1 protein-coding gene is annotated in these 521 nt (G+C 80.2%); it reads left to right on the forward strand.

Going from position 1 to position 521, the window contains the following annotated elements:
* On the forward strand, positions 1-521 hold a 521-nt coding region (locus G3I42_RS30345), incomplete at both ends, for a glycosyltransferase (protein ID WP_203607564.1).

Here is a 521-nt window from a genome sequence, read left to right on the forward strand (position 1 = left end):
GCGCCGCCCCCGCCACCCGCGCGCGCCCCCGCCGAACAGAAGGCGCGCGCCGACATCGGCGCGGTCGAGCGGCCCCTCGTCCTCGCGGCCGGCTCCCTCGTACCGCACCGGGGATACGGGGCGCTGCTCGACGCCGCGCGCGCGTGGCGGGCGCTCGACCCCGTACCGCTGCTCGCCGTCGCGGGCGAGGGCCCGTTGCGCGGCACACTCCAGGCCAGGATCGAGGCGGAGAACCTCCCCGTGCGGCTGCTCGGCAGCCGCGACGACCTGCCCGCGCTGCTCGCGGCGAGCGATGTCGCGGTGCTGCCGAGCCGCTGGGAGGCGCGCGCCCTCTTCGCGCAGGAGGCGCTGCGCCTCGGCGTGCCGCTCGTCGCCTCGGCGGTCGGCGGCATCCCCGAACTCGTCGGCGACGCGGCCGAACTCGTCCCGTACGGCGACGTGCCCGCCCTCGCCGCGCGCGTCGCCGGCCTCCTCGCCGATCCCGCCCGGCGCGCCGAACTGGGCCGGGCGGGGCGGCGGCA

The organism is Streptomyces sp. SID11385, assembly GCF_010548245.1.
Lineage (GTDB): Bacteria > Actinomycetota > Actinomycetes > Streptomycetales > Streptomycetaceae > Streptomyces.